This is a genomic window from Streptomyces oceani (assembly GCF_001751245.1).
Taxonomy (GTDB): domain Bacteria; phylum Actinomycetota; class Actinomycetes; order Streptomycetales; family Streptomycetaceae; genus Streptomyces; species Streptomyces oceani.
The window spans coordinates 90,923-115,526 of sequence record NZ_LJGU01000121.1 but is presented as its reverse complement, the minus strand read 5'-3'; the positions used below and the strand labels follow the sequence as shown (position 1 = coordinate 115,526).

Genomic DNA, 24,604 nt, shown 5'->3' with positions numbered 1-24,604 from the left:
TGTACGGTACAGCAGTCGAGGCGACCGGCGGGGCCGGCCCCGCGTCCCTCGCCGGCCTGCGCCTGGCCAAGGGGGAGACGCCCGCCGGCCGGGTGGTCTCCCCGCGGGCGGGTGAACCGCCGGCCGGGGAACGGCCGGCGACCCACCCCAGCTCGCACGACGCTCCGCAGCAGAACGCTCCGTCCGATCCGGCACACCCCTCCGGACCGGTGACCGAGGAGGGCAAGTGATGACCACGGAGTCGCCCGAGAAGCTGCTGACGCCGGTGCTCTCGGAGTTCTGGGACCAACCGGAGTCCTGGACGCTGGAGACCTATAGGCGACACCACGGCTACGAGGGTCTGCGCAAGGCCCTGGAGATGCCGCCCGACGACGTCATCGCCTACGTCAAGGACGCCGGGCTGCGCGGACGCGGCGGCGCCGGCTTCCCCGCCGGCATGAAGTGGCAGTTCATCCCACAGGGCGACGACAAGCCGCACTATCTCGTCGTCAACGCGGACGAGTCCGAACCAGGTACCTGCAAGGACATCCCGCTGCTCTTCGCCAACCCCCACTCGCTCATCGAGGGCATGGTGATCGCCTGTCACGCGATCCGCTCCAACCATGCCTTCATCTACCTGCGTGGTGAAGTCGTGCCCGTGCTACGCCGCCTGCACCTGGCGGTTCGCGAGGCGTACGAAGCCGGCTACCTCGGCAAGGACGCCCTCGGCCCGGGCAAGAACCTCGAGCTGACCGTGCACGCCGGCGCCGGGGCGTACATCTGTGGTGAGGAGACCGCGCTGCTCGACTCCCTCGAGGGGCGTCGCGGTCAACCTCGGCTGCGTCCTCCCTTCCCGGCCGTCGCCGGCCTCTACGCCTGCCCCACTGTGGTGAACAACGTCGAGACCATCGCCTCGGTTCCCACGCTGATCCGCGAGGGCCAGGACTGGTTCCGCGGCATGGGCAGCGAGAAGTCCCCCGGCTTCACGCTCTACTCGCTCAGCGGCCACGTCGCCCGCCCCGGGCAGTACGAGGCGCCGCTGGGCGTGACACTGCGCCAACTGCTGGACATGAGCGGCGGGATGCGGCCCGGCCACCAGCTGAAGTTCTGGACGCCGGGCGGCTCCTCCACCCCGATGCTCACCGACGAGCACCTCGACGTCCCGCTGGACTACGAGGGCGTGGGCGAGGCCGGCTCCATGCTCGGCACCAAGGCGCTCCAGTGCTTCGACGAGACCACCTGCGTCGTACGCGCCGTCACCCGCTGGACGGAGTTTTACGCGCACGAGTCCTGCGGCAAGTGCACGCCGTGCCGCGAGGGCACGTACTGGCTGGTGCAGTTGCTCCGGGACATCGAAGCCGGCCGTGGTGTCCCCGGCGACCTCGACAAGCTCGACAGCATCGCCGACACGATAAACGGCAAGTCCTTCTGCGCCCTCGGTGACGGCGCGGCAGCACCCATCTTCTCCTCGCTCAAGTACTTCCGCGAGGAGTACGAGCAGCACGTCGCACCGCGTTCGCCCGGCGACGCGACCGCTCGCGGCTGCCCCTTCGATCCGGCCGCGACCACGGCCTGGGCCGACGGCCCGCACGCCAAGACCGCTCACCAGGAGGTGAAAGCGTGACCGTGACAACCGACGCGAAGACCTCCGGTGGCGGCGAGGCCCCACCGCCGGAGGACCTCGTCTCCCTGACCATCGACGGCGCCGAGATCAGCGTCCCCAAGGGCACCCTGGTGATCCGCGCCGCCGAACAACTCGGCATCGAGATCCCGCGGTTCTGCGACCATCCGCTGCTCGACCCGGCCGGCGCCTGCCGGCAGTGCATCGTCGAGGTGGAGGGCCAGCGCAAGCCGATGGCCTCCTGCACCATCACCTGCACCGAGGGCATGGTGGTCAGGACCCAGCTCAGCTCGCCGGTCGCGGAGAAGGCCCAGCGCGGGGTGATGGAGCTGCTGCTCATCAACCACCCGCTGGACTGCCCGGTCTGTGACAAGGGCGGCGAGTGCCCGCTGCAGAACCAGGCGATGTCCACCGGTTCCGCGGACTCCCGGTTCGACGGGAAGAAGCGCACCTTCGAGAAGCCCGTACCGATCTCCGAGCAGGTGCTGCTCGACCGGGAACGCTGCGTACTGTGCGCCCGCTGCACGCGCTTCTCCAACCAGATCGCCGGCGACCCGATGATCGAGCTGCTGGAGCGGGGCGCGCTACAGCAGGTCGGCACCGGCGAGGGCGACCCCTTCGAGTCGTACTTCTCCGGCAACACCATCCAGATCTGCCCGGTCGGCGCGCTCACCTCGGCGGCCTACCGGTTCCGTTCCCGCCCGTTCGACCTGGTGTCCTCGCCCAGTGTGTGCGAGCACTGCTCGGTCGGCTGCGCGACCCGTACGGACCACCGGCGCGGCAAGGTGATGCGCCGGATGGCCGCCGAGGACCCGGAGGTCAACGAGGAGTGGCTGTGCGACAAGGGCCGCTTCGGCTTCCGCTACGCCCAGCGCCCGAACCGGCTGACCACCCCGCTCGTACGGGACCCGGAGACCGGTGAACTGACCGAGACCAGCTGGCCGGAGGCGCTGGCGGCGGCTGCCGCGGGCCTGACGGCGGCCCGCGAGCGCACGGTCCGGGACCGGGAGGCGGACGTCCGCACCGTGGACGCCACCGGCACCGGCGTCGGGGTGCTCGCCGGCGGCCGGGTGACCTACGAGGACGCCTACGCCTACGGCAAGTTCGCCCGGGTCGCGCTCCGCACGAACGACGTCGACTTCCGTGCCCGGACGCACACCGCGGAGGAGGCGGAGTTCCTCGCCGCGCACGTCGCGGGCCGTGGCCTGGACCTGGACGGTACGGGCCTCAGCCACACGGCGGTCGAGCGGGCGCCGGCCGTGCTGCTGGCTGGCTTCGAGTCGGAGGAGGAGGCCCCCGGCGTCTTCCTCCGACTGCGTAAGGCGCACCGTAAACACGGCCAGCGCACGTTCGCCCTGGCGACGCACGCCACCCGCGGCCTGGAGAAGGCCGGTGGCACGCTGCTGCCGGCCGCTCCCGGCACCGAGACGGAGTGGCTGGACGCACTGTCCGGCGGCGTCGGACTCGACGAGCGGGGCGCCGAGGCCGCCGAGGCGCTGCGCGCGGAGGGTTCGGTGCTGATCGTCGGGGAACGGATCGCGGCCGTACCGGGCGCCCTCACCGCGGCCGTACGCACCGCCGCCGCGACCGGCGCGCGACTGGCGTGGATTCCGCGCCGCGCGGGCGAACGCGGGGCCGTAGAGGCCGGCGCCCTGCCGGATCTGCTGCCCGGCGCCCGGCCCGCCGGCGACCCGGGCGCCCGCGAACAGGTCGCGTACGCCTGGCGGGTCGCCGACCTGCCCAGCGGCCAGGGCCGGGACACCGGGGCGATCATCGAGGCGGCCGCCGCGGGCGAGCTGCACGCGCTGGTCGTCGGTGGCGTGGAGGTCGCCGACCTGCCTGACCCGGCGCGCGCCACCGAGGCGCTGGAGGCCGTCGACTTCCTGGTGAGCCTGGAGCAACGCCCCTCCGAGGTGACCGACAGGGCGGATGTCGTCCTGCCCGTCTCGGCCGTGGTGGAGAAGTCCGGCACCTTCCTCAACTGGGAGGGCCGCGCCCGGATGTTCGAGGCCGCGCTGAAGCCGGACCAGATGACCCGCCGACACGTACAGCCGGACGGCCGGGTGCTGCACATGCTCGCCGACGCGCTGGACGTGTCACTGGCGCTGCCGGACGTCCGGGCCACCCGCCGCGAACTGGACCGGCTGGGTGGCTGGGACGGCTCCCGGGCGGCGGCACCGCGGCATCGGACGCGGTCCGCGCCGCAGCCCGGCAGTGGACAGGTGGTCCTCGCCGGCCACCGCATGCTGCTGGACCAGGGCCGACTGCAGGACGGCGACGAGGCGTTGGCCGGCACCCGGCACGCCGCGCTGATCCGGGTCTCCGCCCCGACGGCGGAGGCGTTCGGGCTGGTGGACGGCGCGGAGGCACGTGTGACGGGGCCGGCGGGCTTCGTACAACTGCCGCTGTGCGTCACGTCGATGCCGGATCACGTGGTGTGGCTGCCGCTGAACTCCACCGGGGGCGGCGCGAACCGTGACCTCGGGGCGCTGCCCGGCCAGCTCGTTCAGGTCGGCCCGGCACCGGCACCCGCAGCGGCGCCGGTCCCCGGGGCGACGGACGCGAGCGCGAAGAAGGTGGAGGCGTGATGCACGGCAACGTTCTCGCGGCGGCGGACCTGTCGGCTTTCGGCACGGACCCGTGGTGGCTGATCGGGCTGAAGACCCTCTTCTGCTTCGCCTTCCTGCTCGTGATGATGCTGCTCTGCGTGATCTTCGAGCGGAAGATCCTCGGCTGGATGCAGCTGCGTATCGGCCCCAACCGGCATGGTCCCTGGGGCATGCTGCAGTCCCTGGCCGACGGCGTGAAGCTGATGCTCAAGGAGGACATCACGGTCAAGGGCGCGGACAAGTTCGTCTTCGTCCTCGGACCGGTCATCGGTGTCATCCCGGCCTTCATGGCGATCGCCGTAATCCCGTTCGGCCCGGCCGACGAGGTGTCCGTCTTCGGCACCGAGACCGCCATGCAGTTGACCGACCTCCCGGTCGCGGTGCTCTACATCCTGGCCACCGCCTCCATCGCGGCCTACGGCAACGTGCTGGCCGGTTGGTCATCCGGCTCGACCTATCCGCTGCTCGGCGGCGTACGAGCCACGGCGCAGGTGATCAGCTACGAGGTCGCGATGGGCCTCAGCTTCGCCGCCGTCTTCCTCTACTCCGGGTCGATGTCCACCTCGGCGATCGTCGAGTCGCAGGACGACCGCTGGTTCGCGCTGCTGCTGCCGGTGTCGTTCGTGATCTACCTGGTGGCCATGGTCGGTGAGGCGCATCGGCACCCGTTCGACATGCCGGAGTCCGAGGGCGACCTGGTCGGCGGCTTCAACACCGAGTACTCCTCCATCAAGTTCGCGATGTTCATGATGGCGGAGTATCTCCACGTCATCACCGTATCCGCGCTCGCGGTCACCCTCTTCCTGGGCGGCTGGCGCGCGCCGGCGCCTATCTCCACGTACTGGGAGGGCGCGAACCACGGCTGGTGGCCGATGCTCTGGTTCGTCCTGAAGCTGGCGATGATGATCTTCGGCTTCATCTGGATTCGCGCCTCGCTGCCCCGGGTGCGCTACGACCAGTTCATGAAGCTCGGCTGGAAGGTCCTCATCCCGGTCTCGATGGCCTGGCTGATGCTGGTCGCGACGGTGCGGGTGATGCGGAACGAGGACTACTCCTTCACCGACATCGTCTACTGGGTGGCCGGTGGGGTCATCCTGGTGCTGCTGCTGTCCTTCCTGGTGGACATCTTCCGGGAGCGCGGCGAGAAGGCACGAGCCGCCCAGGAACAGGCGGAAAGCGGGCAACAGCCGGGCGCGGGCGAGTCGTTCGACCCGATGGCCGGGGGCTACCCGGTGCCGCCACTGCCCGGTCAGACACTGCCGCCCACCCCGCGGCGGCGCTCCCGGGCGGCGGATCGTGAGCTGGTCGATCCGGCCGGCGACCCCGCCGACCCGGACGAGTCCTCGACGAGCGGCGGCGGCAAAGCGGCGACCCCGACCAGGGCGGCCGACTCCGCCAACGCAGCCACGTCCCAAGGAAGGGGTGCAGACGGTGCCTGAGAATCCCGTGGCCGGCTTCGGCGTGACCTTCAAGGCCATGTTCAAGAAGCGGCTCACCGAGCAGTATCCGGAGTACAAGAAGCCCACCGCGCCCCGGTTCCACGGCCGTCACCAGCTCAACCGGCACCCGGACGGGCTGGAGAAGTGCATCGGCTGCGAGCTGTGCGCCTGGGCCTGTCCGGCCGACGCGATCTACGTCGAGGGCGCGGACAACACCGAGGAGGAGCGGTACTCGCCGGGCGAACGGTACGGCCGCGTCTACCAGATCAACTACCTCCGCTGCATCCTCTGCGGCCTGTGCGTCGAGGCGTGCCCGACCCGCGCGCTGACCATGACCAACGAGTACGAACTCGCCGACTCCTCCCGCGTCGCGCTCATCTACACCAAGGAGGAGCTACTGGCCGGGCTGGAGGAGGGCATGGTCGAGTCCCCGCACGCGATCTACCCGGGAATGACCGAACGGGACTATTACAGCGGCCTGGTGACGGAGGCCGCTCCCGGCACGGTCCGGCAGGAACCGCACTCCAAGAACCCTGGTAACGAGCCGCCCCAGGAGGCCGCCCGGACCTTCGGCGCCGCCGAACCGGCCGGCGAGCCCGGCCCGGAACCGACGGTCGCGCCCGCGGCGGACGGACAGGCGGTGAACGAGAAGTGAGCACCACCCTCGCCGCGAACGCGCTCGCGGCAACCTCCACCTCCACCGGCGAGGCCGTGCAGTTCTGGGTGCTGGGCACCGTGGCAGTACTGGGGGCGCTGGGCACCATCCTGATGCGGCGTGCCGTGCACTCCGCGCTCTGCCTCGGCGGCACGATGATCATCCTGGCCGTCTTCTACCTGGCCAACGGCGCGTACTTCCTGGGCATGGTCCAGATCGTGGTGTACACCGGCGCCGTGATGATGCTGTTCCTGTTCGTGCTGATGCTGGTCGGTGTCACCGCGGCCGACACGCTACGGGAGACCATCAAGGGGCAGCGTTGGCTGGCCCTGCTGTGCTGCCTCGGCTTCGCGGCCCTGCTCCTCGGGGGCATCGGCAACGCCTCCGTGCGGGGCTTCACCGGGCTGGAGGAGGCCAACGCCGCCGGGAACGTCCAGGGACTGGCCCGACTGATCTTCACCGACTACCTCTTCGCCTTCGAGATCACCGGAGCGCTGCTGGTGACCGCGGCCGTCGCCGCGATGGTCCTCACCCACCGGGAGCGGATCGCCGGTCGCGTCAGCCAGGCGGAACAGTCCAGGCAGCGGGTGCGGGAGAACGTACACGTGCCGCCGCTGCCGGCCCCGGGCGTCTACGCACGCCACAACGCCGTCGACATCCCGGGCCTGTTGCCGGACGGCACGCCCTCGGAACTCACCATCAACCCGACACTGCGCGGACGTGGTCAGGTGCGGGACGTCTCCGGCGAGGCCATGGCCGAACTGGCCGCCCTGGAACAGCGCACCGAGGAACACCTCGGGCGGGACCAGGACCCGGCGGACCGTACGCGAAACGGCCGGGCCGGCGTCCGCAACGGCACGGCGGTGAACGGCTCCGCGAAGGACGGTTCCGCGAAGGACGGTTCCAAGCCGAACGCCGACGGACCCGCGTCGGACGAGCCGCGTGATCCGGACGAGCCGGACGAGACCGGCGCGGACGGCGGCGGCCAGGAGAGCAAGGGCCAGGAGACCGACGGGTCCGGGGAGAAGGAGAAGGCCAAGTGAATCCGGTCAACTACCTCTATCTCGCGGCGCTGTTGTTCGCCATCGGCGCCTCCGGGGTGCTGGTGCGGCGGAACGCGATCGTCCTGTTCATGTCGGTGGAACTGATGCTGAACGCCTGCAACCTGGCGCTCGTCACCTTCTCCCGGATGCACGGCAACCTGGACGGCCAGATCGTCGCGTTCTTCACGATGGTCGTCGCCGCCGCCGAGGTCGTGGTCGGGCTGGCGATCATCGTGTCGTTCTTCCGCTCCCGCCATTCGGCCTCGGTCGACGACGCCAGCCTGATGAAGCTGTAAGGAGTACGACCAGTGGAAGCACTCATCGGGCTGCTCGTCGGAGCCCCGCTCCTCGGTGCGGCCGTCCTGCTGTGCGGCGGTCGCCGGCTCGACCGTACGGGCCACTGGCTGGGCACCGCCCTGGCCGCGGCCTCGTTCGTGATCGGGCTGATCCTGTTCATCGACATGCTCGGCCGGGAAGCCGAGCAACGCGCCATGCACCAGCACCTGTTCAGCTGGATTCCGGTGGCCGACTTCCGGGCGGACGTCGCCTTCCAACTGGACCAGCTGTCCATGACCTTCGTGCTGCTGATCACCGGAGTGGGGACGCTGATCCACCTCTACTCCGTCGGCTACATGGAGCACGACGAGCGGCGGCGCCGGTTCTTCGGCTATCTGAACCTCTTCCTGGCGGCCATGCTGCTGCTGGTGCTCGCCGACAACTACCTGCTGCTGTACTTCGGCTGGGAGGGCGTGGGCCTCGCCTCGTACCTCCTGATCGGCTTCTGGCAGCACAAGACGAGCGCGGCCACCGCCTCGAAGAAGGCCTTCCTGGTCAACCGGGTCGGGGACATCGGTCTGGCCATCGCGGTCATGCTGATGTTCACCACCTTCGGCACCTTCACCTTCGGGCCCGTGCTGGAGTCCACCGGCGCGGCCGGCGAGGGCAAGCTGACCGCCATCGGCCTGATGCTGCTGCTCGCCGCCTGCGGCAAGTCCGCCCAGGTGCCGCTGCAGTCCTGGCTCGGCGACGCGATGGAGGGCCCGACCCCGGTCTCCGCCCTGATCCACGCCGCCACGATGGTGACCGCCGGCATCTACCTCGTCGTCCGGTCCGGCGCGATCTTCAACGCCTCTCCGGACGCCCAACTGGTGGTCGTCACCGTCGGCGCGGTCACGCTCCTCTACGGTGCGATCGTCGGGTGCGCCAAGGACGACATCAAGAAGGCGCTGGCCGGCTCGACCATGTCGCAGATCGGCTACATGATGCTGGCCGCCGGACTCGGGCCGATCGGCTACGCCTTCGCGATCATGCACCTCGTCACGCACGGCTTCTTCAAGGCCGGCCTCTTCCTCGGCGCGGGTTCCGTGATGCACGGGATGAACGACGACGTGGACATGCGGAAGTACGGCGGGCTGCGGAAGTACATGCCGGTCACCTTCGTCACCTTCGGCCTCGGCTACCTGGCGATCATCGGCTTCCCGGGTCTGTCCGGCTTCTTCTCCAAGGACATGATCATCGAGGCCGCCTTCGCCAAGGGCGGCGCCCAGGGTTGGATTCTGGGCAGCTGTGCGCTGCTGGGCGCGGCGATCACCGCGTACTACATGACCCGCGTCATGATCCTCACCTTCTTCGGGCCGGAACGCTGGTCCAAGGAAGGCCCGGACGCGCGGCACCCGCACGAGTCCCCGAAGAGCATGACGATCCCGATGATCGTGCTGGCCGTCGGTTCCGTCGGCGCCGGCTTCGTCTTCGACCTGAACGAGTCCTTCGTGCACTGGCTGGAGCCGGTCACCGCGCTGGAACACGGCCATCCGCCGATGTCCGCGATGACCATCACCGCGGGCACCGTGGTCGCCCTGCTGATCGGGGTGGGCACGGCCTGGGCGCAGTACGGACGCCGGCCGGTGCCCGTACAGGCGCCGCGTGGCAGCCTGTTGACCCGGGCGGCCCGCCGGGACCTGCTCCAGGACGACTTCAACCACGTCGTGCTGGTCAAGCCCGGCGAGTACCTCACCCGCGGGCTGGTCTACCTGGACCACAAGGTGGTCGACGGGTTCGTCAACGGCACCGCCGCCTCGTTCGGCGGCCTCTCCGGACGGATGCGGCGAGTCCAGAACGGTTTCGTACGCAGTTACGCGGTCTCGATGTTCGGCGGTGCGGTGCTGCTCCTCGCCGCGACCCTGCTGATGAGGGCGGTCTGACATGTCATTTCCCCTGCTGACGGTCACGGCCGCGGTCCCGGCGGTCGGTGCGATCGCCACCGCCGCCGTGCCCGCCGCGCGGCGTACGGCGGCCAAGTGGCTGGCGCTCGCCGCGTCCCTGCTGACGCTCGTGCTGGCGGCGGTCGTACTCGTGCGGTTCGACCCCGGAGGCGACCGGTACCAGCTGACCGAATCGCACGCCTGGATCTCGGACTTCGGCGTGCGCTACGAACTCGGGGTGGACGGCATCGGTGCCGTCCTGATGGCGCTGACCGCGCTGTTGATCCCGTTCGTCATCCTGGCGGGCTGGCACGACCCGGACGCCGCGGAGGAGCGTGCCGCGTCCGACCGCCGCTGGCGGCCCACCCAGGGCTTCTTCGCGCTGATCCTGGCCGTCGAGGCGATGGTGATCATCTCCTTCCTGGCCACGGACGTCTTCCTCTTCTACATCTTCTTCGAAGCGATGCTGATCCCGCTGTACTTCCTGATCGGCGGCTTCGGCGACCGCGCCCACTCGCAGGGCGAGGAGGAGGGGTCCCGGCAGCGGTCGTACGCCGCGGTCAAGTTCCTGCTCTACAACCTCGCCGGCGGCCTGATCATGCTGGCCGCCGTCATCGGGCTGTACGCCGTCACCGCCGACCAGCTCGGCGAGGGCACGTTCTCCCTGCAGGCCATCGCCGACGCCCGCGCGGCCGGCGAGCTGGACATGGCGACCAACACCGAACGCCTGCTGTTCCTCGGCTTCTTCTTCGCGTTCGCGATCAAGGCCCCGCTGTGGCCGCTGCACACCTGGCTGCCGAACGCGATGGGGGAGTCCACCGCGCCGGTGGCCGTACTGATCACCGCCGTGGTGGACAAGGTCGGCACCTTCGCGATGCTGCGGTTCTGCCTCGGCCTGTTCCCCGGGGCCAGCGAGTGGGCGACTCCGGTGGTGATCGTGCTGGCGCTGGTCAGCATCATCTACGGCGCGCTGCTCGCGGTCGGCCAGCGGGACATCAAGCGGCTGATCGCATACGCCTCCATCTCGCACTTCGGCTTCATCGTCCTGGGCGTCTTCGCGATGACCTCGCAGGGACACAGCGGGGCCACGCTCTACATGGTCAACCACGGCATCTCGACGGCCGTGCTGATGCTGGTCGCCGGCTTCCTGATCTCCCGCCGCGGCTCCCGGCTGATCGCCGACTACGGCGGGGTGCAGAAGGTCGCTCCGGTGCTCGCCGGCACCTTCCTGGTCGGCGGGCTCGCCACTTTGTCGCTGCCCGGACTGGCGCCGTTCGTCAGCGAGTTCCTGGTGCTCGTCGGTACGTTCAGCCGCTACCCGGCGGCGGGCGTCGTCGCGACCGTCGCGATCGTGCTGGCGGCGCTGTACGTCCTCGTCCTGTACCAGCGGACGATGACCGGTGAGGTGAAGGACTCGGTCAAGCACATGCCGGACCTGCGGCCCAGGGAACTCGCCGTGGTCACGCCGCTGATCGCGCTGCTGATCCTGCTGGGCGTCTTCCCGAAGCCGCTGACCGAGATCGTCAACCCCGCGGTCGAGCACACTCTCTCCGACGTGGAGAAACACGACCCTGCTCCGGATGTGGAGGCGGCCAAGTGAGCACGAATTCGCTCCACAGCCTGTGGACGACGGCGGCGGAGGAGCCGGGGGCGATCCCCACTCCGCACATCGAGTACGCCGAACTCTCGCCGACCCTCATCGTGATCGGTGCCGCCCTGATCGGCATCGTGATCGAGGCGTTCGTCCCGCGCAAGCACCGCTACACGGCCCAACTGCTGGTGGCGGTGACCGCGTTGGCCTCCGCTTTCGCCGCGGTGGTCGGACTCGCCGTGTCCGGGCGCGGCTCCGGCGAGTCGAAGATCGCCGCGATGGGCGCCATCGCGGTGGACGGCCCGGCGCTCTTCCTGCAGGGCACCATCCTGCTGGTGGGGCTGATCTCCGCGCTCATCTTCGCGGAACGTCGGCTGGACCCGGTGGCGCACGGCAAGCAGGTCGACTCGTTCGCCGCCCAGGCCGCCGCCGCACCCGGCGGCGAGGCCGAACGCGAGGCCGTACGCGCGGGCTACACCACCACGGAGGTCTACCCGCTCGTCCTCTTCGCCATCGGCGGCATGCTCGTCTTCCCGGCGGCGAACGACCTGCTGACGCTCTTCATCGCCCTGGAGGTCTTCTCCTTCCCGCTGTACGTCATGTGCGCGCTGGCCCGCCGCAACCGGCTGATGTCCCAGGAAGCGGCGGTGAAGTACTTCCTGCTGGGAGCCTTCTCCTCCGCGTTCATGCTCTTCGGCGTCGCGCTGCTGTACGGCTACTCCGGGGCCATCGACTACGCCGGCATCGCCCGGGTCATCAGCGGCACCGAGCCCACGACCAACGCCACGCTCGCCCAGACCACCGGAAACGACGCCCTGTTGCTGATCGGTGCCGCGATGGTGCTGCTGGGCATGCTGTTCAAGGTCGGCGCTGTCCCGTTCCACATGTGGACCCCGGACGTCTACCAGGGCGCTCCGACACCGGTCACCGGCTTCATGGCGGCGGCCACCAAGGTGGCGGCCTTCGGTGCGCTGCTGCGCCTGCTGTACGTGGTGCTGCCCGGCCTGCGCTGGGACTGGGAGCCGGTGATGTGGGGCGTCGCGATCCTCACCATGCTGGGCGGTGCGGTCCTCGCCCTCACGCAGACCGACATCAAGCGACTGCTGGCCTACTCCTCCGTGGCGCACGCCGGCTTCATCCTGGCCGGTGTCATCGCGACCTCGGAGGACGGCGTGTCGTCGGTGCTCTTCTACCTGGCCGCGTACTCCTTCGTCACGCTGGGCGCCTTCGCGGTGGTCACGCTCGTACGAGACGCCGGCGGCGAGGCCACGCACCTGTCCAAGTGGGCCGGACTGGGCCGCCGTTCGCCACTGGTCGCGGCCGTGTTCGCGGTCTTCCTGCTGGCCTTCGCCGGTATTCCGCTGACATCGGGCTTCACCGGGAAGTTCGCCGTGTTCAAGGCGGCGGCGGAGAGCGGCGCCGGGGCGCTGGTGGTCGTCGGTGTGGTCTCCTCGGCCATCGCGGCGTTCTTCTACATCCGGGTGATCGTCCTGATGTTCTTCCAGGAGCCGAAGGCGGACGGACCGAGCGTGGCCGTGCCGAGCCTGCTGACCACGGCGGCGATCGGCGTCGGCGTCGCGGTCACCGTGGTGCTGGGCGTCGCCCCGCAGTACTTCCTCGACCTGGCCGGGCAGGCTGGCGTGTTCGTGCGCTAGGCCCGACCGGCGTCGCGCCCCGGAGCGCCGCTGTCCAGCCCTTGGGGGCCGGACAGCGGCGCTCCGGGGCGTTTGCCCCCGTTACCCGGGTGACAGATCAGGCACCGGGGTGTCCGCGGCCGCTGTCCTCGGAGGGCTGGGCGGGGCGACGACCTTGGTGAAGGTGGTGGTCCTGCCGGAGCGCCACGTGACCTCGAGGATGTCGCCCGCGAGGCTCTCGGCCCTGCCGCTGCCGTAGTCGGTGCCGCCGCGCCGGCACTTCAGGGTGAACGAGGTGTCGCCCGTCATCCCGCCCGTACACGCCGGACCGTCGGCTACCGGAATGGTCCGGACCTCCTGTCCGTCGAAGGCCAGGGTCATCGCTTCCCGCGGGTCCGCGGCCGGGTGTATCCAGTCGCCCTGCAACTCCTCCCGGCTCACCGCCCCGCTGTCGGTTCCACTCCGTTCCGGGGCGGAAGAGGCGTCGTCGGCCCGCTCACCGTGACCGCCGCCGGCGCCGCGGCCGCTGAACAGCACGGTCGCGAGCGTGCCGGCGCCGACGGCCCCGCACAGGCGAAGAACTCCGCGCATCGGTTCCTCCTCGCTGAGGTGTGGTGAGCTTGCACAGCCCACCCGCGTCGCTCCACCGGGTGCCTCAGGCCGTCCGGCGGCCCGCGCTTGTGGAGACGGGGCCGCCCGGCACCCTGGAGCGGGTGCCGGGCGGTCGTCGTGTGGTCGGTGCCGGGCGCGACGCGCGAGGCCGTGGCGCCGTGTGCGGAGCTCCTACGGCAGTTCCGCGGCGTCGGTGGGAACGTCCGCCGACGGCAGGTCCTCCGGCGAGGTCGGGAGGTCCTCCGGAACACTGGGCATGTCGGCGGGGCCGCGCGTGAAGCTCTCCGTCTCGCCGTTGCCCCAGGCGACCGTCAACTTGTCACCCTCCAGGCTCCGCACCTCGCCCTTGCTGAACTCGGCACCGCCGTCCTGGCACTTCAGGCTGAAGCTGATCGGCTGTCCGGAGCCGACCTTGCCCGCGCAGGTCGTGCCGACGTCCTGGCCGGAGAGTCCCACGCCGCCCTGGTTGAACGCCAGGATCTTGGCGTTGCCCTCGGTGGCCCAACTGCCCTTCAGGTCAGCCGGGTCGACGTTCTGTGTCTCCTCCTGACCCTGGTCCTGCTGCTGACCCTGGTCCGAGGAGGAGTCCTTCTTGTCGTCCCCGCCGTCATCGCTTCCGCCACCGCAGCCACTCAGCAGCAATCCGGCGAGCGCCACCGCGCTGACAGTTCCGGACAATCGCAGTGAGGTTCGCATGTGGTCCCCCTAGGTTGATTCGGCAACGCGAGCCAACATAGCGCAACGAAGCCGTCGTCTCAGCGGGCGGGCTCGATCTGGCCGGTAACCTCCCCCAGACCGATCCGCGCCCCGTTCGGCCCCGGCGCCCACGCGCTCAGTGTCACCGTGTCGCCGTCCTGCAGGAACGGCCCCTTGCCCGCCGTCACTTCGAGAAGCGAGCCGAGCTGGTGCGGCTCCGGCCCACTCACCGTCCCCGAGGCGTACAGGTCGCCCGTACGCAACGAGGCGCCGTTGACCGTCATGTGCGCCAACTGCTGCGCGGCCGTCCAGTACAGCGAGGCGAACGGCGGCTCGGACAGCACCTCGCCGTTCAGCGTGACCGTGATCCGGATGTCGAAGGCGCCCGGCTCGTGACCCCGCTCCGCGCTGTCGTCCAGGTACGGGAGCGGCGTGAAGTCCCGGGCCGGCGGGGCGACCCGGGCCGCGTCCAGGGCCTCCACCGGGGTGATCCATGGGGACACCGAGGTCAGGAACGACTTGCCCAGGAACGGGCCCAGCGGCACGTACTCCCATGCCTGGATGTCGCGCGCCGACCAGTCGTTGAGCAGACACACCCCGAAGACGTGCTCCCGGAACCCGCCCAGCCCCACCGGTTCCGCCAGCCGGGACGGCGTCCCGACCACGAACCCCACCTCCGCCTCGATGTCCAGCCGCGCGGAGGGCCCGTACGTCGGCGTCTCCTCGGCGGGTGGCCTGCGCTGCCCCCGAGGACGTACGACGGGCGTGCCCGAGGCGACGACGGTGCCGGCACGGCCGTGGTAACCGATCGGCAGGTGCTTCCAGTTCGGCGTCAACGGCGCGCTGTCCGGACGGAAGATGCGGCCGACGTTGCTCGCGTGATGCTCACTGGCGTAGAAGTCGACGTAGTCCGCCACCTCGAACGGCATCCGGAGCGTCACCTCCGACAACGGGAGCAGGTGGCGCGCCACGGTCTCCCGGTACGCCGGGTCGGTGAGCCAGCGGCGCAACTCGCCGCGTACGGCCTGCCAGGTGGTACGGCCGGCCGCCAGCAGGGGATTGAGCAGCGGGGCGGAGAGCAACTCCGTGTGTGGTGAGTCGCACTGCCGGGCACAGGCGCCGGCGTCCAGCACGTGGTCGCCGAACCGGACGCCGATCCGGGGCTGTGCGGTGTCCCCCGCGGACGTGGGGGTGAACACGCCGTAGGGGAGGTTGTCCGGGCCGAAGAGGTCGCCTTCGGTGAGATCCAGCGCGGTGGCTGCGGTCATCGTGTGCCTCGCCTTCGAGGTCGTCGCCGGTCAGGGGCGCGGCCATTATGCGCTCGGTTCGCCTCCGGGCGCTCGTACCCGGTGTCGACACTCCTCGACACCGCACTCGCTCTTCCCCTCGGCCTACGGCCTGGGGAGACCCATGCTCACTCGCGGTGTGCCCAACGTGCCTGGTTCCGGGCCGGGGGCGAACCCGGAAGGCGATCGGACCGTCGGGCGGACCGGCGTGCGCAACCGCGAAAGGGGAGGTGAGGGAGCCCGGAATGTCAACGTGCTCCGGGTGATCTTCGCCTGGGCGGGGAGTGCTTGAGAGGTTCTTGGGTACGCGAACGCAGTGATCGTTCGGCGACCGGCTACCCTGCACCGGGAAGGTGGCAGAGAAGGCGACAACAACCGGCAAGCCGCGTAGACAGGAGTAACCCTCGTGAGCGTCGACGGGCCATTCGGGCTGAGCGAGCGCGACCCGGGCCTCGCAGCGGAGGTCCGGATCGGGCTGTCGGCCGTCGAGGAGGGCCTCACGGAGGCCACCAAGAGCGACGTGCCGTTCATAACGGAAGCCGCCCAGCATCTCGTACGAGCCGGTGGCAAGCGTTTCCGGCCGTTGCTGGCGTTGTTGGGCGCGCAGTTCGGGGACCCGAACGCACCCGGCGTCGTGCCCGCGGCCGTCGTGGTCGAACTGACGCACCTGGCGACGCTGTACCACGATGACGTCATGGACGAGGCGGACGTACGCCGCGGGGTGCCCAGCGCCAACGCCAACTGGGACAATTCGGTCGCCGTTCTCACCGGTGACTTCCTCTTCGCCCGTGCCTCCCATCTGCTCGCGGACCTGGGGCAGGACGCCGTACGGGTGCAGGCTGGCGCGTTCGAGCGGTTGGTCACCGGCCAGATCCTGGAAACCGCCGGGCCGCCCGAGGGCAGCAGCCCCATCGACCACTATCTGAACGTGATCGCCGGCAAGACCGGCTCGCTGATCGCGGTCTCGGGCCGTATAGGGGCCATGATGGCGGGCGTCGACGACAGCGCGGTGTCGATCCTGACGCAGTACGGCGAGCGTATGGGCGTCGCTTTCCAACTCGCGGACGACGTGCTGGACATCGCCAGCGACTCGCAGGAACTGGGCAAGACCCCGGGCACCGACCTGCGGGAGGGGGTGCCGACTCTGCCGGTGCTGTACCTGCGTGAGTACGCGGCCACGAGTGGCGCACCGGAGGACCGTGCGCTGTGCGAGCTGCTCGACGGTGACCTCAGCGATCCCGTGCGGCACGCGGAGGCGCTCGCGGGACTGCGTGGGCACCCGGCGTTGCAGCAGGCGAAACAGCACACCATCCGGTACGCCAGGGAGGCGGCCGAGATGCTCGGGCCGCTGCCGGCCTGCCCCGCCAAGGACGCGCTCACGGATCTGAGCGAGGCCGTCGTGCATCGCGCGGGCTGAGAGGACCATCCGGGCGCGCTTTCGGAACGTGCCATTCCAATAGAAGAAGTGTTCGCGTGTCACATCATTCCGTCGATCGTTTCCCATGTATTCGCAGGTGAATGACGCGGGGTGGCATTCTGGGAAAATTCTTCGGTTGGCCCGGAACCGGCGTGGCTGAGAGGCACGTCTCTGCTCCTGTCCGTAACAGGTGAGGAGGCGGGAGAAGTCTCGTGAACTCGAAGAGGATCATCGTCGGAATCTCACTCGCGGTCGCCACGGTAGTCGCGACACCGGCGGCCGGTCACGCGGCGCCGAGCGAGCCGGAGTGGGCGACCAGCCAGTCGGTCACCCACTCCAGCACGGCGGAAAAGGCCGGGTACAAGCGATGCCCGAAGGGCTACTTCTGCGTCTTTACGGGGAAGGACGGAACCGGAGCGATGGCTTCCTTCAAGCGGGGAGCCAGTAATCTGAAGGACTTCGGGATGAACAACAACGTCAGCTCGCTCGCGAATCGCACTGACAAGAGATTCAAGGCGTTCAACCGCCGCGGTTGCGAGAAGCGCATGTTCGTCGTGGGTCCGAAAGACCTGTATCCGCACATCGGGGGGAACCTGAAGAGGAAGTACAACAACAAGATGAGTTCTCTGCACGTGAAGAGGGAGTGCTGAGGCGGTCCTGACGCCGCTGTCGCCCCTGCTCCGCGGGGCGCGGACGTCCGCCTCGTGCCGAGGCTCGGTACGCCTGGGGGGCGCGGGCGTACCGAGCCTCAGGGGTGGATCCTCCTACGGGAGTAGTCGTACGTGGCCCCGCCGTCTGACGCGTATGGGGCGCTGGTTTGGTCCCATGGAGAGACCATCCCGCACCAGTTCGGGTGATAATGGCGGCAGGGGATGGACGAGTGCGAACCACGGAACCGCCGCCGACCACGGAGGTAGGCAGACACATGGCACATATCCCACCGAGGAAACCGGGCAAAAAGGCACTGCGCTACGGCGTGCCCGTCGCCGTGGCGGGTGTCGCGGCGGTGACCGTAGGACTGGTGCCGGCGCTCGCCGACACCGGCGACCCCGAGCTGCCGGAGGTCACCGCCGAGGAGCTGGTGGCGAAGATGGCGGAGTCGAAGACGGATCAGCTGACCGGCACCGTGAAGGTCGACACGGATCTCGGTCTGCCCTCCATCCCGGGCATGGCCGGTGGTGGCGGTGGCGAGGAGCACGGCGGCATGTTCGGTGGCGGCGGCGAACAGGCCGAGGAGCGTGGCGACACGAAGGGCGGCCCGTCCGAGAGCCCCGGCGGTGCTCCGCGGCAGAAGCTCATGGAGCTGGCCTCCGGCGAGCACACGCTCCGGGTGGCGGCCGACGGCCCGGAGAAGCAGCGGGTGTCCATCGTCGAGGACACCGCGGAGTACAGCTTCATCCACAACGGCAAGGACCTCTGGACGTACGACAGCGCCTCGGACTCGGCTTCTCACACCGAGCTTCCGGAGAAGGCGGCCAAGGGCGGACAGCACGAGAAGATGCCCGACCTGACGCCGCAGAAGGCCGCGAAGAAGGCCCTGGCGGCGGTCGACGACACCACCTCGGTGTCCGTCGACGGCACCGCCAAGGTCGCGGACCGGGACGCGTACCAGCTGGTGATCAAGCCGAAGGCGGACGCGAAGTCCACCGTCGAGTCGGTCCGGATCGCCGTGGACGCGGAGAACGGCACACCGTTGAAGTTCACGTTGATGCCGCGGGGCGGTGGCGAGCCGGCGGTCGACATCGGCTACACGGACGTGGACTTCCAGCAGCCGGACGCGGACCAGTTCGACTTCCAGCCGCCCGAGGGCACGGACGTCACCAGGGAGAAGCTCGGTGCGAAGGCCCCCGAGCTTGAGGAGAAGTTCCAGGACAAGTTCAAGGGTGAGGGCAAGGAGCTGCGCTCTGGGCTCGACGGACTGAACGTCCTCGGTGAGGGCTGGGACTCGGTGGTCGAGGTCGAGCTGCCGAAGAACGCGCTGGGCGGCCTCGTATCGGGTGGCAGGTCCGACGCGCCGCAGATCGGGAAGTTGCTGGACGGCTTCACCGACGAGGTGAAGGGTGACTTCGGCACCGGCAGGGTCATCGAGTCCGAGCTGGTCAACGCACTGATCACGGAGGACGGCAAGGTGTACGCCGGCGCGGTGACCAAGGACGGACTGGTGGACGCGGCCGAGGAAGCCGCGAAGTAGGAGCCGTTCACGTTCGCGTGACGGTACGTCACCCGCGGACCGCTGCCCCGGCTGTGGCCGGGACAGCGGTCCGCTTCGGCACAGGGAGCAGCATGGCGCGGACGGCCGAGGCCGTGGTGGAGACCAGCGCACTCAGCAAGCGTTACCGGGGCGGACAGCTGGCCGTCGACAGCCTCGACCTGTCGGTGCCGCGCGGCAGTGTCTTCGGGTTCCTCGGCCCGAACGGCTCGGGCAAGACCACCACCATCCGGATGCTGCTCGGGCTGATCGAACCCTCCGGCGGCGACGTGCGGTTGCTCGGCGAGCCGATGCCGGACGCCGCCAGGCGAGTGCTGCCGCGGGTGGGCGCGCTGATTGAGGGCCCGGCACTCTACGACTACCTCTCCGGTCGGGACAACCTGCTGCGCTACGACGCGGCGGACCCGACCGCCGATCCGCGTACGCGCACCGATCGGGTCGCTGCGGCGCTGGAGCGGGTCGGGCTGGGAGCGGCGGGTCACAAGAAGGCGCGGGCGTACTCGCTGGGCATGAAGCAGCGGCTCGGCCTGGCCGCAGCGCTGTTGCAGCCGCGCCAGTTGCTGGTGCTGGACGAGCCCACCAACGGCCTGGACCCGCAGGGCATGCGGGAGATCCGGACCCTCGTACGCGACCTGGCCGAGGACGGCAGCACGGTCTTCCTCTCCTCCCACCTGCTGGACGAGATCGAGCAGGTCTGCACGCACGCCGCCGTGATGAGCCGCGGCCGGCTGATCACCCAGGGCACCGTCGCCGAGTTGTCCGCGGGGGCGCGCGGCCGGCTCTCAGTCGGTACCTCGGACCCGGCGCGGGCGGCGGCCGTACTGAAGGAGCACGGAGTGCTGGACCTGGACGTGACGGAGGAGGGCGTGACCGGCGAGTTGCCGCTGTCCGACCCGCCGGACCTGGCGGAGCTGAACGCGGCGCTCGTACGGGCCGAGGTGCCGGTGCGTGCCTTCGGCCTGGCCCGGGCCTCACTGGAGGACGTGTTCGTGGCGCTCACCGGGGAGGGCTTCGATGTCGCGGGCTGACACCACATCGGCGGACGACGCCCGCGAGCCCGTGCCGGGCACGGCCCCGCCGGCCGAAGCGGGTGCGACGACGACTCAACCGGAGGCGGGCCCGGCCGGACAGGGGGGCTCGCTGGGGCGAGGTTTGAGCCTGTTCCGCAGCGAGTTGAGCATCACTTTCCGTCGGTGGCGCACGCTGGCGCTGCTGGCCGTGCTCCTGGGTGTGCCCGTGGTCGTCGGGATCGCCGTCAAGATCGAGACCAGCGACGGCGGTTCGGTGGGTGGCGGAGGAGGCGGGGGCGAGGGTCCCGCCTTCATCGCGCAGATCACCAACAACGGCCTGTTCCTGGTGTTCACGGCGCTGGCCGTGACCCTGCCGTTCTTCCTGCCGATGACGGTGGGCGTGGTGGCCGGGGACGCGGTGGCCGGCGAGGCGGCGTCCGGCACGCTGCGGTATCTGCTGGTGGCACCGGCCGGACGGACCAGGCTGCTGTGCGTCAAGTACGCCACCACGCTGGTCTTCTGCCTGGCCGCGACGCTCACGGTGGCGCTGTCCGCCCTGGTCACCGGCGCGCTGCTGTTCCCGGTCGGCGAGGTCACGCTGCTGTCGGGGACGACCGTCTCCTTTGGGGAGGGCCTGCTGCGGGCGTTCGCTATCGCGGTGGTGGTCGCGGCCTCGCTGGTCGGGCTGGCGGCACTGGGCCTGTTCATCTCCACCCTGACCAACAGCGGTGTCACGGCGATGGCGGCCACAGTGGGCCTGCTGATCACCGTGCAGATCCTGGACACCATCCCGCAGTTGGACGTCATGCATCCGGCGCTCTTCCCGCACTACTGGCTGTCCTTCGGGGACCTGCTGCGGGATCCGGTCTACTGGGACCAGTTGGTGAGGAACCTCGGCTTGCAGGGGGTCTACGCCGTCGTCTTCGGCTCGGCCGCCTGGGCCAGGCTGACCTCCCGGGACGTCACCGCCTGAGCTTCAAACGCGCGGTCCGGCGGGACGAGGGAGAACCCTACTCTCGTCGCAACACCCCAACGTTTTCGCGCGATTGGTGGCTTCCGCACGCTCCGAAGTGAATACTGACGGCGCTTCCACCGGGCGTCCCGGACGTCCCGGATGGAAGCGCGGCCTTCGTCCGTAGCCCGCCCGGCGGGCCCCCTCACTTCGGAGGAACCCCATGCGCCGTCAGTTGATCACCGGAGCGTTCGCGACAGGTACGGCCCTGGCGGCGGCGCTCGCCGTGGCCGCGCCCGCGAACGCGGCACCCGCGGACAAGCTGGACGTGATGTCCGGCTGGAGCCAGACCAGCGCCAGCAGCCAGGACGCCTTCCTGAACGCACAGGCGAACCAGGGGGACTGGGCGGCGTACGGCTTCGACTGGAGCACCGACAAGTGCAGCTCCTCCCCGGACAACCCGTTCGGCTTCCCCTTCGAGAACGCCTGTGTCAGACATGACTTCGGCTACCGCAACTACAAGGACGTCGGGCAGTTCGAGGCCAACAAGCCCCGGCTGGACAACGCCTTCCACGCCGACCTGAAGCGGGTCTGCAACACCTACTCCGGCGCGCAGAAGACCGCCTGCGACAGCCTGGCCTGGACGTACTACCAGGCCGTGTCCAACCTCGGGCTGTCGGCCGCCGACGTCTCGGTGCAGACCGGCAAGCCCGTTCAGGTGGCGCAGCCCACCAGCTGATCGGCCGCGTACGACGGATCGACCGGGCTGCCCTGGCATGTGCGCGGGCTGCCCGGTCATCGTTCCCGGGACGCTTGGGTGACCGTCCGGGGTGGGCCGGACGCTGGGCAGGCGGTGCTCGGGGTGGGAGGAACCCGGCGCCGATCGGGGGGAGTTGGCTGACCACCCGCGCGGACGGCGCCGGAACGACGCGAGCCGGGTCGTTCCCGGGCTACCGACGGGCCGCGGGGCGACCCTCGGAGAGTGCCGTCCGGACGGCCGCCTCGATGTCGTCGCTCTGCGCGTCCGAACCGCCCGGGCCGAGGTTCACCATGACCGTCGCCCCCCTGCCGTCGACCGTGGCGGCGGCCATCGTCTCGTACCCCAGGAAGTCACCGGTGTGCCCCCAGTAGCGGTCTCCGCCGGGTAGCTTCCGGGTCTCCAGGCCGAGGCCGTACGCGCGACCGTCCGCGCTGCCCGTGGACCGGGTCGTCATCATCTCCCGGAGCTGGGCCGGGCGCAGCAGGTCCCCGCGAAGGAGAGCGTCCAGGAACCGGTTGACATCGGTGCCACTGGAGATCATTCCGCCGGCTGCGCCCCCGACGGAGGGGTCGACCCTCGTGATGTCCAGGAGCGGCGCGTCCTCGCCGGGCTGCGCGTATCCGCGGGGGCGCGGGCGGGGGATCTCCGCGTCGCGCGGCACGAACGTCTCGCGCAGGCGCAGCGGTTCGATGATGCGCTCGCGGATCACCTCGCCGTAGGTGTGGCCGGTCACCCTCTCGATGATCATGCCGGCCAGCAGGTAGCCCGTGTTGGAGTAGCCCCAGTCGGAGCCTGGCTCGAAGACCGGGGGGTGCTCCAGCGCCGTGTCCACGAGGTCGCGGGGGTCGTGGCGGGCCAGCGGATCCTCGATGACCTCCTGCGGCTTCAGGTAGTCGAGGAAGTCGGGCAGGCCGCTGGTGTGCTGGAGCAGCTGGCGGACGGTGATCTCGCGTCCGTCGTTGCCGTGCCCGCGGACGACGCCGGGCAGGTAGCGTTCCACCGGGGCGTCGAGGTCCACCTGACGCTCGCCCACCAGTTGGAGCACGGCTGTGGCCGTGAACATCTTGGTCATGCTGCCGATCCGGAATCTGCTGTCGCGGTGCACCGGCTCCTCGCTCCGCACGTTTCCGACGCCGCTGGTCAGCACGGTGCTGCCGCGCTGGTCCCGCACCTCGGCGAGGGCACCGGGCGCGCCGTCGACGGTGGTCAGCCGCCGCAGGAGGTCATGCAGCCGGCTGTCGTCGGTGGTGGTGGGGGACTCCGCGGCGGTGGCCGTGGTGGCGGTGCTGCCCGGGAGGGTGGCCCCCGCTACACCGATCGCCACGGCGAGTGTGAGGGCGCTCGCGAGCGCTCGCTTGTGCTTCGTCACGTGTTCCCCGAATCTCGACATCATGGCCGCGGCGTTCCTTCTCGACCGCAGCCGCCCTGTGCCCCGCACCTTGCCCATCGGGCGCGGGTCAGCGCGATGGGGTGATCATCCGGATCGGTGGTGGGGTTGTCCCCCTTCCCGAGAACCGTCCGTCACCGCCCACGGCGGCGGTCGCCGTCCGGATGTGCCGTACCGCCCGGTACCTCCGGTCACCGTCACCGCCGAAGCACGGGTACGACCGCTCGGCGTGGCCCGGAACGGCACCCGGCTCGAGGCACTAGGACTGGCTGGTTTCCGGCCGCTCCTCCCTCGGGGCGTCGGTTGGGGTCGCGCGGTCGGCGTATCCGGTGGGACCACCGGAGGTGGCTTGGTCGGAGGAGCCCCGCGCGGAGGCCGCCCGCACGGCCGCGCGTTCCGCGGTACGGCCGGCCCGCAGTTCCGCCCGGCCCCGCTGCGCACGGCGTAGCGCGTCCCAGGTGAGCAGGGTCAGTGCGGCCCATACGAGCAGGAAGCCGGTCCAGCGTTCGGGCGGCATCGGCTCGTCGAAGACGAAGAGGCCGAGGAGGAACATCGAGACCGGCGCGAGGTACTGCAACAGCCCGAGCGTCGACAGCGGCAGGCGTACGGCCGCCGCGCCGAAGAAGATCAGCGGCAGCGCGGTGGCCAGGCCGGTGAAGGCGAGCAGCAGCCCGTGGCCCAGCCCCTCGGTGGTGAAGCTGGCGTCGCCACGCGCGCTGAGGTAGAGCAGGAAACCCAGCGCCGGCAGGAACTGCATGGCGGTCTCGGCGCTGAAACTCTCCACGCCGTCCAGCTTGACGCGCTTCTTGAGCAGGCCGTACGTCGCGAAGGTCAGTGCCAGGCTGAGCGACAGCCAGGGCACCTGGCCGTACCCCACCGTCAGTACGATCACCGCCAGCGCGCCGATGCCCACCGCCGTCCACTGCGCGGGCCGCAGCCGTTCGCGCAGCAGCAGCACGCCGAAGGCGATGGACATCAGCGGGTTGATGAAGTAGCCGAGGGACGCCTCGAGCACCCGCTCGTGCGCCACCGACCAGATGAACAGGCCCCAGTTCAGCGAGATGACCAGGGCGGCCAGGAAGATCAGCCCGAGCTTGCGCGGCTGCCGCAGCAGCGGCCGTATCCAGGACCAGCGGCGCAGCAGCAGCAACACCAGGGCGGCGGTGGGCAGCGACCACGTCATCCGGTGGGCCAGCACCTCGGTGGCGTCGGTGGATTCGAGGAGGTGCCAGTAGAGCGGGAGGAGACCCCACATCCCGTACGCGGCGAAACCGAAGAGCAGGCCCGTGCGGGCCTGACTGTCGGACTGCATCGGGACCTCCTGCGGGTAAGCGCGTTCGGCTGTGGGTGAGCGGCACCCTGCCGCCAGACGCTCTGAGGCGACTCGACGAAGCTAACGCGTGACCGCCCGGCTGTCATTTCCGTTTTCTGTGACGGTCATGACAGCCGGGCGGTGTGCCGTGTTGATCCGCTACGGGTTCACCCCGGCGTGCGGTGGCCCCG

19 protein-coding genes and 2 pseudogenes are annotated in these 24,604 nt (G+C 70.0%); 16 read left to right on the top strand and 5 right to left on the bottom strand.

Going from position 1 to position 24,604, the window contains the following annotated elements; translation table 11 throughout:
- The 10 genes and pseudogenes from AN216_RS12245 to nuoN form a co-directional block, all read left to right on the top strand.
- Positions 1-230 (top strand): annotated as a pseudogene (locus tag AN216_RS12245) (NADH-quinone oxidoreductase subunit NuoE); the annotation flags it as partial.
- Positions 230-1,603, top strand: a complete 1,374-nt coding sequence (gene nuoF / locus AN216_RS12240) for an NADH-quinone oxidoreductase subunit NuoF (protein WP_070196689.1) — start codon at positions 230-232, stop codon at positions 1,601-1,603. The pseudogene AN216_RS12245 and the gene nuoF, both read left to right, overlap by 1 nt.
- Positions 1,600-4,188, top strand: a complete 2,589-nt coding sequence (locus AN216_RS12235; protein ID WP_070196688.1) for an NADH-quinone oxidoreductase subunit G — start codon at positions 1,600-1,602, stop codon at positions 4,186-4,188. Before nuoF ends, AN216_RS12235 begins: the two co-directional genes overlap by 4 nt.
- Positions 4,188-5,648 carry an NADH-quinone oxidoreductase subunit NuoH gene (gene nuoH / locus AN216_RS12230; protein WP_079166516.1) on the top strand — a complete coding sequence of 487 codons (1,461 nt, stop codon included), beginning with the start codon at positions 4,188-4,190 and terminating at the stop codon, positions 5,646-5,648. The genes AN216_RS12235 and nuoH overlap by 1 nt, the downstream gene beginning before the upstream one ends.
- Positions 5,649-5,685: 37 nt before the next feature.
- Positions 5,686-6,303 carry an NADH-quinone oxidoreductase subunit NuoI gene (gene nuoI / locus AN216_RS12225; RefSeq protein WP_244502436.1) on the top strand — a complete coding sequence of 206 codons (618 nt, stop codon included), beginning with the start codon at positions 5,686-5,688 and terminating at the stop codon, positions 6,301-6,303.
- Positions 6,300-7,133, top strand: a pseudogene (locus AN216_RS12220) (NADH-quinone oxidoreductase subunit J); the annotation flags it as partial. The gene nuoI and the pseudogene AN216_RS12220, both read left to right, overlap by 4 nt.
- 209 nt (positions 7,134-7,342) lie before the next feature.
- Entirely contained in the window at positions 7,343-7,642 is a 300-nt protein-coding gene (gene nuoK, locus AN216_RS12215) for an NADH-quinone oxidoreductase subunit NuoK (RefSeq protein WP_070196687.1), read from the top strand.
- A 12-nt stretch (positions 7,643-7,654) separates the two neighbouring features.
- Positions 7,655-9,547: an NADH-quinone oxidoreductase subunit L gene (nuoL, locus tag AN216_RS12210; RefSeq protein ID WP_070196686.1), complete on the top strand. Its 1,893-nt coding sequence runs from the start codon at positions 7,655-7,657 to the stop codon at positions 9,545-9,547.
- 1 nt (position 9,548) lies between these two features.
- The gene (locus tag AN216_RS12205) at positions 9,549-11,147 is read left to right on the top strand and encodes an NADH-quinone oxidoreductase subunit M (RefSeq protein WP_070196685.1); all 1,599 of its coding nucleotides are present in this window, start codon (positions 9,549-9,551) and stop codon (positions 11,145-11,147) included.
- Positions 11,144-12,793: an NADH-quinone oxidoreductase subunit NuoN gene (gene nuoN, locus AN216_RS12200; protein WP_070196684.1), complete on the top strand. Its 1,650-nt coding sequence runs from the start codon at positions 11,144-11,146 to the stop codon at positions 12,791-12,793. Before AN216_RS12205 ends, nuoN begins: the two co-directional genes overlap by 4 nt.
- A gap of 81 nt (positions 12,794-12,874) precedes the next feature.
- On the opposite strand, the gene AN216_RS12195 is transcribed toward nuoN, so the two are convergent.
- From AN216_RS12195 to fahA, 3 genes are all read right to left on the bottom strand, one after another.
- Complete coding sequence (locus AN216_RS12195; protein ID WP_070196683.1) at positions 12,875-13,363, bottom strand: hypothetical protein; 489 nt, start codon at positions 13,361-13,363, stop codon at positions 12,875-12,877.
- Positions 13,364-13,555: 192 nt separating this feature from the next.
- Positions 13,556-14,080: a hypothetical protein gene (locus AN216_RS12190; protein ID WP_139140909.1), complete on the bottom strand. Its 525-nt coding sequence runs from the start codon at positions 14,078-14,080 to the stop codon at positions 13,556-13,558.
- Between the two features lie 59 nt (positions 14,081-14,139).
- Positions 14,140-15,348, bottom strand: coding sequence for a fumarylacetoacetase (gene fahA, locus AN216_RS12185; RefSeq protein ID WP_070196681.1), 1,209 nt, complete (start codon positions 15,346-15,348; stop codon positions 14,140-14,142).
- Between the two features lie 424 nt (positions 15,349-15,772).
- On the opposite strand from fahA, the gene AN216_RS12180 reads away from it, so the two are divergent.
- The 6 genes from AN216_RS12180 to AN216_RS12155 all read left to right on the top strand — a co-directional run bounded on the left by AN216_RS12180 (position 15,773) and on the right by AN216_RS12155 (position 21,693).
- The gene (locus tag AN216_RS12180) at positions 15,773-16,783 is read left to right on the top strand and encodes a polyprenyl synthetase family protein (protein ID WP_070196680.1); all 1,011 of its coding nucleotides are present in this window, start codon (positions 15,773-15,775) and stop codon (positions 16,781-16,783) included.
- Positions 16,784-16,995: 212 nt separating this feature from the next.
- Entirely contained in the window at positions 16,996-17,433 is a 438-nt protein-coding gene (locus AN216_RS12175; RefSeq protein ID WP_070196679.1) for a peptidase inhibitor family I36 protein, read from the top strand.
- Between the two features lie 275 nt (positions 17,434-17,708).
- Complete coding sequence (locus AN216_RS12170; protein WP_070196678.1) at positions 17,709-18,974, top strand: LolA family protein; 1,266 nt, start codon at positions 17,709-17,711, stop codon at positions 18,972-18,974.
- 92 nt (positions 18,975-19,066) lie between these two features.
- A complete protein-coding gene (locus AN216_RS12165; protein ID WP_070196677.1) occupies positions 19,067-20,020 on the top strand; it encodes an ABC transporter ATP-binding protein in 954 nt (317 codons plus the stop codon).
- A complete protein-coding gene (locus AN216_RS12160) occupies positions 20,007-20,975 on the top strand; it encodes an ABC transporter permease (RefSeq protein ID WP_070196676.1) in 969 nt (322 codons plus the stop codon). The genes AN216_RS12165 and AN216_RS12160 overlap by 14 nt, the downstream gene beginning before the upstream one ends.
- Positions 20,976-21,177: 202 nt before the next feature.
- A complete protein-coding gene (locus AN216_RS12155) occupies positions 21,178-21,693 on the top strand; it encodes a phospholipase (RefSeq protein WP_070196675.1) in 516 nt (171 codons plus the stop codon).
- Positions 21,694-21,904: 211 nt separating this feature from the next.
- Here AN216_RS12155 and AN216_RS12150 read toward each other — a convergent pair whose 3' ends face one another.
- Together AN216_RS12150 and rarD are read right to left on the bottom strand one after the other, a co-directional pair.
- The gene (locus AN216_RS12150) at positions 21,905-23,107 is read right to left on the bottom strand and encodes a serine hydrolase domain-containing protein (RefSeq protein WP_244502433.1); all 1,203 of its coding nucleotides are present in this window, start codon (positions 23,105-23,107) and stop codon (positions 21,905-21,907) included.
- Between the two features lie 253 nt (positions 23,108-23,360).
- Positions 23,361-24,413, bottom strand: a complete 1,053-nt coding sequence (rarD, locus tag AN216_RS12145) for an EamA family transporter RarD (RefSeq protein ID WP_079166514.1) — start codon at positions 24,411-24,413, stop codon at positions 23,361-23,363.
- Between the last annotated feature and the right edge of the window lie 191 nt (positions 24,414-24,604).

Coding starts and splice junctions, on each gene's coding strand:
- AN216_RS12205 (WP_070196685.1), top strand. CDS start 9,549: ATGTCATTTCCCCTGCTGACGGTCACGGCCGCGGTCCCGGCGGTCGGT.
- AN216_RS12165 (WP_070196677.1), top strand. CDS start 19,067: ATGGCGCGGACGGCCGAGGCCGTGGTGGAGACCAGCGCACTCAGCAAG.
- AN216_RS12155 (WP_070196675.1), top strand. CDS start 21,178: ATGCGCCGTCAGTTGATCACCGGAGCGTTCGCGACAGGTACGGCCCTG.
- rarD (WP_079166514.1), bottom strand. CDS start 24,413: ATGCAGTCCGACAGTCAGGCCCGCACGGGCCTGCTCTTCGGTTTCGCC.
- nuoH (WP_079166516.1), top strand. CDS start 4,188: ATGCACGGCAACGTTCTCGCGGCGGCGGACCTGTCGGCTTTCGGCACG.
- fahA (WP_070196681.1), bottom strand. CDS start 15,348: ATGACCGCAGCCACCGCGCTGGATCTCACCGAAGGCGACCTCTTCGGC.
- AN216_RS12170 (WP_070196678.1), top strand. CDS start 17,709: ATGGCACATATCCCACCGAGGAAACCGGGCAAAAAGGCACTGCGCTAC.
- nuoF (WP_070196689.1), top strand. CDS start 230: ATGACCACGGAGTCGCCCGAGAAGCTGCTGACGCCGGTGCTCTCGGAG.
- AN216_RS12150 (WP_244502433.1), bottom strand. CDS start 23,107: ATGATGTCGAGATTCGGGGAACACGTGACGAAGCACAAGCGAGCGCTC.
- AN216_RS12195 (WP_070196683.1), bottom strand. CDS start 13,363: ATGCGCGGAGTTCTTCGCCTGTGCGGGGCCGTCGGCGCCGGCACGCTC.
- AN216_RS12160 (WP_070196676.1), top strand. CDS start 20,007: ATGTCGCGGGCTGACACCACATCGGCGGACGACGCCCGCGAGCCCGTG.
- AN216_RS12190 (WP_139140909.1), bottom strand. CDS start 14,080: ATGCGAACCTCACTGCGATTGTCCGGAACTGTCAGCGCGGTGGCGCTC.
- nuoI (WP_244502436.1), top strand. CDS start 5,686: ATGTTCAAGAAGCGGCTCACCGAGCAGTATCCGGAGTACAAGAAGCCC.